Source organism: Mycoplasma sp. 4423 (assembly GCF_054353855.1).
Genome location: NZ_JBTHHJ010000016.1, coordinates 19,777 through 27,183 on the forward strand (window position 1 = coordinate 19,777; position 7,407 = coordinate 27,183).

A 7,407-nucleotide genomic window follows, 5' to 3' on the forward strand; every position below is an offset into this window, starting at 1 on the left:
TTTAAATCTTTCTTTTTTATTAAAATATATATATGATAAAAGTTAATAACATAGTTTTTAGTTATAAACCTGGGATTTTGCAGCCTGCATTAAAAAATGTTTCATTTCACATCAGAAAAGGTGAATATATAGCTGTTTTAGGTCATAACGGAAGTGGAAAAAGCACCCTTTCTAAAATTTTAGTTGGTTTGCTCAAACCACAACAAGGTTCGGTTTCTATTGATGGTATCGAATATCATCGCACTACATTGGTTCAGATTCGCAAAAAAATAGGTATTATTTTTCAAAACCCAGATAACCAGTTTATCGGCTCTTCTGTTGAAGATGATATTGCTTTTGGACTCGAAAATCGATGTGTTAACCCAAAATTAATGAAAGATATTATCTTAAAATGTGCTACACGTGTCGGGATGCAAGATCATCTTGAAAGAGAACCTGAAAACCTTTCTGGTGGTCAAAAACAACGTGTTGCAATCGCCTCAGTTTTAGCATTAGATCCAGATGTTATGATTTTTGATGAAGTTACTTCAATGTTAGATCCAAAAGGTCGTCATGATGTTTTAAATTTAATTAAAGAAATTCGTGATTCAAGACAGAAAACTTTAATTTCCATTACACATAATATGGATGAAGCAATTTTAGCTGATAAATGTTTAGTTTTTTCAAATGGTGAATTAGTAGCATTTAGCTCACCACAAGAAATACTAAATAATAAAGACATAATTGATTTAGCGAAAATTGATTCTCCTTTTATTTATAAACTTAGCGAACTTATTAAAGGAATTAATCCAACCTATAACGAACAGGAGTTAATAGACAATATATGCAAGTAAAAACAAACAAAATTACACATATTTTTAATAAAAGAACTCCTTGAGAATTTACTGCTCTCACTGATGTTTCCTTAGATGTTGCTGATGGTGAATACTTAGGTATTATCGGGTCAACTGGCTCAGGTAAAACTACTTTAATTGAACATCTAAATGGCTTACTTAAACCTTCTTTTGGAACAGTAGAATGAACTTTTTCAACTGATATATATAATAAAAAGTTAAAAAACTACCATACAGAAAAATTTCATATCATAAACGATTCACAAAAACGAAGAAAAATTAAAAACCTAAAAGAAATACGTAAGAAAATCGGGATAGTTTTTCAGTTTGCTGAATACCAACTTTTCAAAAATACTATAAAAGATGACATCGCTTTTGGTCCTATTGCATATGGTGTACCTAAAGAAGAAGCATATCAAAGAGCTAGAAAATGTTTGGAAATGGTAGGATTAGGTTCAGAATATTTGTCTCGCAGTCCTTTTGAGTTGTCGGGTGGACAAAAACGACGCGTTGCTATTGCTGGTATCTTAGCAATGAACCCTGATTTTATGGTTTTTGATGAACCTACTGCTGGATTGGATCCTGTGGGTGTGGTAGAAATCTTGGATATTTTAACCAAACTCAACCAAAGCGGTAAAACCATTATAAATGTTACACATGATTTAGACCATGTCCTAGAAAGAGCAAGTAAAGTTGTTGTTTTAAAAGACGGAAAACTTGTGCGACAAGGACAACCTTATGAAGTTTTAAATGATATTCTTTTTCTAAAAGAAAACAATTTACAACCTCCCAAATTACTCGAATTTGTCTTTAAATTAAGACAAAACGGATTAGATGTACCTAAGGTAAAATCATTAAAAGAACTTGCTGATTTTATCAATTTATCAAGAGAGGATAAATAATGAAAAGTATTTTTGGTCGTTATATCCCTGGTAATGGTTTTCTTTATAATTTCGATCCTCGTATAAAGGTTTTTTTAACTGTTTTATATATTATAATGGTATTTATTGCTAGTTCATTTATTGATTTATTTGTTATTTTACTTCCTTTGGTAATTATTTATCTAGCATCTACTAAAAAAATTAGACCTTTATTTAAGTTACTTAAACTACCTATTTTTATTTCAGTTGTTATTTTCTTAGTTAATTTATATATCATAAATTCTGAATCAGTCTATAATGATCACTATCACAATGAACTTTTTTGAAGTTTTTATACATCTAAATCAGATTTTACCACCCCGATCAGTTGACAGCAATATTATTTAGGAACTAACTTTGATTATTCAACACTTGTAAAAACATTTGGACAAAATGCGAAAATCCAATATGGTGTTTCTTTAAATTCTATCAACAGAACTTTAGCATTGTTTTTAAGAATTTACATAATGGTTTTAATTACATCTTTGCTTACCAACACAACACGGCCTATTTTATTAAATAAAGCAATCGAAGATTTGATTTATCCTTTAAAATTCTTATTTATTCCAACACATATTATCGCTACAATTATCTCGATCGCTTTGCGTTTTATCCCAACATTAGTAGATGAATCGCAAAGAATTATAAAAGCTCAATCTTCACGTGGAGTGGATTTTAAAAATGGTAATTTAAAAGAAAAAATAACCGCATTTACCACCTTAATTATCCCTTTATTTGTTTCATCTTTTCAAAAAGCGGATGATTTAGCAAACTCAATGGAAACTCGTGGTTATGATCCATATGAAAAACGGACAAAATATCGACAAATTAAACCTACTTGAATCGATATATTAGTTTTATTAGCATTTATTGCATTAGCTATAATAATAATTTTTAACTATATTTATTTTAAAAATTATGATTTTAAATTTGGTGCTAACAATACCTTCTCAATAGGTCAGTATATACTTCCAAAATGATATCTTGATTTACGGGTAGTAGGTTAATATATTAACAAAATTCATTTAAGTCTTTTATATAGTCTTAAATGAATTTTTAAATTAAATTTGATTATAAAAATTTTTTTATTATAATTTATACAACATTTTTAAAGTGTCAAGTAAAATTACTTGACAGCAAAGGAGGATATTAATGGTAAAAATAAGACTTAAACGTATGGGAAGTAAATTCAAACCAGTATATAAAATTGTTGCTGCTGATGCAAGAGCTCCACGTGATGGAAGATTTATTGAAGCATTAGGACACTACAATCCATCGACTAAGGAATTTGTTTTAAACAAAGAGGCTACAGTTAAATGATTAAATCAAGGTGCAAAACCTACTGACACAGTTGCGAACCTACTTAAAGCTCACAAAGTATCAAAATAAAATGAAAATCAATTTTTTAACCTTGTTTCCAAATTATTTCACACCTTTTTATCAAGAAAGCATTATTCATAAAGCTATTCAGAATAATATTATTGAAATTAATGTTATTGATTTTAGAAATTTCAGCAAAGACAAACACCGTAAAGTAGACGATGAAATTTATGGCGGTGGACACGGTCTTTTGCTTCAAGTTGAACCAATTGATTTAGCATTAGATTCATTAAAGAATCGTGGTGGTTATAAAATCTTAGTTTCACCACAGGGTAAAACTTTTAACCAACAAATTGCAAATGAATTATCTAAAAAGGATCAAATTACATTAATAGCAGGTAGATACGAAGGTTTTGATGAAAGGGTTGTTGAACTAGTTGACTTAGAATTATCAATAGGTGATTATGTTTTGACAGGCGGAGAACTCCCAGCAATGGTTATTGCTGATAGTATAATTAGATTGCTACCTGGTGTTATAAAAGCAGAATCACATATTAATGACTCTTTTCAAGGACAAGGTTTATTAGATTACCCACAATATACCAGGCCAAGAGAATATAAGGGTATGAAAGTCCCTGAAGTCTTGTTTAATGGTAATCATAAAGAAATTGATAAATGAAAACGGGATGCACAATATACAAAAACATTAAAAAATCGTCCCGATATCATTGAAAGGATTCAAAATGAGAAATAAATTATTAGAAATTGTAGAACAAAGTCAGTTGCGTAATGATTTACCAAACTTTCAAACAGGTTATAATGTTCGTGTTTCAGTTCGTATCCGCGAAGGTGAAAAAGAACGTATCCAAGTTTTTGAAGGTTTAGTAATTTCTAAAAAAGAATCAGGAACTAGAGAATCATTTACTGTTAGAAAAATTTCTTATGGAATTGGTGTTGAAAGAACATTCCCTGTACACTCACCTTTAATAGCACACATCGAAGTAGTACGTTCAAATAAAGTTCGTAGAAAAAGATTATTTTACATGCGTGATCGTAAAGGTAAAAGTGCTCGTCTTAAAGAAATTAAAAGATAAAATATCCTATCCTCATTTAAACCACGCTGTGGTTTTTTTATCTTTTTGCATAAAACTTATATAATTTATTAGTTAGGAATAAATGAAAAATGGATTTTTAATACTTATTTTGTTTTTGTCTTTTGTTTTTGCTTTTTTACCTTGGTATATAAACAAAAAGACAAAAAACAAACTTAGAAAAAGATGGATAAAAATTAGCATCGGAATTACATTATTAATATACTTTGCTGCAGCAAGATGATTTAGAGATATTGCTTTAATTTCCAAAATTACATCAGCACCTAGCGATGATTTTTATAGTAGCACTGTTTTATCGAAATCACTTTTACTCGATATATGTCCGATGTTATATTTAATAATTAGCATCCTGTTGATAAATGAAAAAAATCATAAAATCATTTCGTATATTGCTCCGACAGCAGCTCTTTGTGGATTTTTAACAGTTATTTTTGTTCCTTATACTGAACCACAGGCATCAATAAATTTATGATATATTTTTATCGGTACATCATTAAACAAACTTTATTTTATGTCGCACTTTATTATATATGTTATAGGAGTATATTATTATATATCCTATCACGATAATAAATACAAAGATATAATTTACACAAATATATTCTTCCTTATTCAACTTATATATACTACTATAATGATTTTTGTACTTAACATAACACACAATGCCTCTGGTTTAGTAAATCAGGATTGACAATATGGAGGAGAATTTTACACAATTGCCTCTATTGTACCTATTCCAATTCCATATATTGCAATAGTATTTCACATAAGCATTATTTTCTTAATTTCTTCTTTAGTGTTTTTTAAGGTTTCTCTTTATAGAAAATGACAAAAATTTCTACAAAGAAAACAAGAAATTTTACTTCAAAAAATATAAAATACATAAATTTTAGATGTTATAATTTTATCTATTAATAAATAGATAAAAGAAAGGTTATATGAACTTAAAATACGATTATCCTTATGTTTTTAAAGATAACAACCAACCTAAAAACCCAATTATTTTTGTACATGGATTTAACTCAAGAGCAGAAATTCATAATGTTTTTATGGATAAATGAACCCTAAGTGATTATTATGCAATTTCTTTTCCAGGAAACAACTTATTAGAAGCAAAAAATAATGATGAAATTAGCGTTAACGGTTTTTCTGATTTATTAATTAAATTTATCAAACAAAATAATTTAAAAGATGTAGTTTTAATTGGCCATTCAATGGGAGGTGGAACTATTTCGCTTGCTTATAAAAAAGCACCTGAACTATTTTCAAAAATGATTTATGTTGCTCCGATGAATAAATCATCATTAGTTAAAAAACAAGACTATTTAGATACATATTTTCCTAAAACTTTTGATGATTATAAAGTTTTCTTAAAAGCACTCTATTTTGATCCAACTAATCTATTTGAAAATAAAGATTTTATGGAAAATGAAAGAAACAACTTTAATCCTTGACTTTATAACAATCCTACAATTTTAAAACTCGGACACAGTTTGCCAGATATAAATTTGATGAATCAAATTGAAGCAGGATTAAATAAAATTAATGTTCCTACCTTATTAATGTTGGGTGAAAAAGATGCTGTTATTGATAGAGAAAACTGCATCAAATATTTTAAGGAAAATGTTAAAGATATCCAAATTGAAGTTTTTAATAAAGTTGGTCATATGCTATATTTTGAAAGCTTTGATAAATACTTTAAAATTATAAGTGATTTTTACAAGAAATAACCAAAAGCACTGTATACAGTGCTTTTTATATTAAACTATTATTGCCTGATAGTAATTATTTTGATATCTTGTGGTAAATTATCTAGTTGATCTACCAAAAATCTGGGAAAGAAATTAATGTCTTTAAGTTTGTCAATATCTATTCATTTAAAAGCAAAAACATTTCCGTTTTCTTCAAATGTAAATTCTGGTTTTGATATCTTTTCAAATGAAACAGGTATTGCTGAAACAATTATAGATAATTCATGGTAACGTTTTAAATTAAAACTATTTACATAAAACGACTCAATCAAAAAATGCTTATGTATATTCACAACATTTATATTCAATTCTTCTTTGATTTCACGTAAAACCGCTTCATCAATACTTTCGTGCATAGCAACTTTCCCACCTGGTAAATATCAATAACCATTCCACGGATCACTTGCTATTAAAATTTGATTCTCTTTACGAATAATCACCCCAACACGATATTTAAAACGATCACCGTTTTCTAATTCAAAAAATACATCTGACATAACTTTCCTTATCAAAAAAACCACCTGACACAACACTTCCTCATATGGCTGCTGTATTTCTACCCTGACCAAGTTAGTGGGTTATTGTTCTGATGGCTAATATATTATATATAATTTATACAAAAATCAAAGGAAGGAATAGTATGTTTTAAAAGTTTAAAGTAGGACGCTGGGGTGGTACCACCCCGGCGTCCTACTTTATATTTAACAAAATGATTACATATTGATGATATTCAATCGGATGTTAAGGGAATAATTGATAAAAATATAAAAATCCATTCATTTGCTTTAGTAAAACAAGAAGAAAAAGTTTTGTCTCTTAGTAAAGGAACAGGTGAATTAAGTCCCAAAAGCATCACAAATGATCAACAAATTTTAGACAAAGAATATGATACATTAGATAATGTTACTAAAAAGTTTAATTCTTTTTATGATTACTTTTTTAAAGCAACAACAACAAAAGAACAAGGACTTGAATTGATTAGTATTTTAAAAGATAATGTAAACACTTTCAGAAAAGATCAAAATGTTATGAATGCAATTCAATGAAGTTCTGATAGTGCAAAAAAAGAAAAACGAAATAAACTGATTAAGAAATTATTTGCAAATCTTAAGTTGAAAAATCATATTCTTTATTCGGAAATAGAAGAAAAACCTCAACTAAAAGAAAAAGTAATAGATTATTTTTTCTTTTCTCTTTCAAACTACGATTCTCACAAAAAACCGGGACCTTAAAAAAAGTTGTGTATTCATAACTGAGTTATCTTCACAAAAAAAGATTTTTTAAAAAAAATATTAAAAAAAGAGTGAAACTCCTTTAAAATTGTAAGTGAAATAAAACAAAGGAGAACACATGACAGATATTATATCAAAAAATTTGTTAATTTCAGAAAAGATTAATGAAATAAAAGAAAATGGGTTTAAATTCGTAGCAGAATTTTCAAGAGATATCATTACTAATATAATGAATGCAA

Annotated in this window: 10 protein-coding genes and 1 other RNA gene; 9 read left to right on the forward strand and 2 right to left on the reverse strand. The window is 27.9% G+C overall.

Annotated elements, in window-relative coordinates:
• The first annotated feature begins 32 nt into the window (after nucleotides 1-32).
• The 8 genes from ACXYRN_RS03335 (at nucleotide 33) to ACXYRN_RS03370 (ending at nucleotide 5,915) form a co-directional block, all read left to right on the forward strand.
• Nucleotides 33-833 carry an energy-coupling factor transporter ATPase gene (locus ACXYRN_RS03335; protein ID WP_458607665.1) on the forward strand — a complete coding sequence of 267 codons (801 nt, stop codon included), beginning with the start codon at nucleotides 33-35 and terminating at the stop codon, nucleotides 831-833.
• Nucleotides 824-1,735: an energy-coupling factor transporter ATPase gene (locus ACXYRN_RS03340; protein WP_458598011.1), complete on the forward strand. Its 912-nt coding sequence runs from the start codon at nucleotides 824-826 to the stop codon at nucleotides 1,733-1,735. The genes ACXYRN_RS03335 and ACXYRN_RS03340 overlap by 10 nt, the downstream gene beginning before the upstream one ends.
• Nucleotides 1,735-2,760, forward strand: coding sequence for an energy-coupling factor transporter transmembrane component T family protein (locus ACXYRN_RS03345; RefSeq protein WP_435129613.1), 1,026 nt, complete (start codon nucleotides 1,735-1,737; stop codon nucleotides 2,758-2,760). Before ACXYRN_RS03340 ends, ACXYRN_RS03345 begins: the two co-directional genes overlap by 1 nt.
• A gap of 145 nt (nucleotides 2,761-2,905) precedes the next feature.
• Complete coding sequence (gene rpsP, locus ACXYRN_RS03350; RefSeq protein WP_435129610.1) at nucleotides 2,906-3,142, forward strand: 30S ribosomal protein S16; 237 nt, start codon at nucleotides 2,906-2,908, stop codon at nucleotides 3,140-3,142.
• Between the two features lies 1 nt (nucleotide 3,143).
• Entirely contained in the window at nucleotides 3,144-3,827 is a 684-nt protein-coding gene (gene trmD / locus ACXYRN_RS03355) for a tRNA (guanosine(37)-N1)-methyltransferase TrmD (protein ID WP_458607666.1), read from the forward strand.
• Entirely contained in the window at nucleotides 3,817-4,167 is a 351-nt protein-coding gene (gene rplS, locus ACXYRN_RS03360) for a 50S ribosomal protein L19 (RefSeq protein ID WP_458607667.1), read from the forward strand. The genes trmD and rplS overlap by 11 nt, the downstream gene beginning before the upstream one ends.
• 82 nt (nucleotides 4,168-4,249) lie before the next feature.
• On the forward strand, nucleotides 4,250-5,062 hold the full coding sequence (locus tag ACXYRN_RS03365) for a DUF5378 family protein (RefSeq protein WP_458607668.1): 813 nt from the start codon (nucleotides 4,250-4,252) through the stop codon (nucleotides 5,060-5,062).
• Nucleotides 5,063-5,123: 61 nt separating this feature from the next.
• Nucleotides 5,124-5,915 (forward strand): alpha/beta fold hydrolase, encoded by a 792-nt coding sequence (locus tag ACXYRN_RS03370; protein WP_458598019.1) that lies wholly within the window; start codon nucleotides 5,124-5,126, stop codon nucleotides 5,913-5,915.
• Nucleotides 5,916-5,953: 38 nt separating this feature from the next.
• Here ACXYRN_RS03370 and ACXYRN_RS03375 read toward each other — a convergent pair whose 3' ends face one another.
• Together ACXYRN_RS03375 and ffs are read right to left on the reverse strand one after the other, a co-directional pair.
• Nucleotides 5,954-6,433 (reverse strand): NUDIX hydrolase, encoded by a 480-nt coding sequence (locus tag ACXYRN_RS03375; RefSeq protein WP_458598021.1) that lies wholly within the window; start codon nucleotides 6,431-6,433, stop codon nucleotides 5,954-5,956.
• Nucleotides 6,434-6,440: 7 nt separating this feature from the next.
• An RNA gene (gene ffs / locus ACXYRN_RS03380) (signal recognition particle sRNA small type) lies at nucleotides 6,441-6,537 on the reverse strand.
• A 70-nt stretch (nucleotides 6,538-6,607) separates the two neighbouring features.
• Here ffs and ACXYRN_RS03385 point away from each other — a divergent pair.
• Nucleotides 6,608-7,168 carry a hypothetical protein gene (locus ACXYRN_RS03385; protein ID WP_458607669.1) on the forward strand — a complete coding sequence of 187 codons (561 nt, stop codon included), beginning with the start codon at nucleotides 6,608-6,610 and terminating at the stop codon, nucleotides 7,166-7,168.
• Nucleotides 7,169-7,407: the final 239 nt, after the last annotated feature.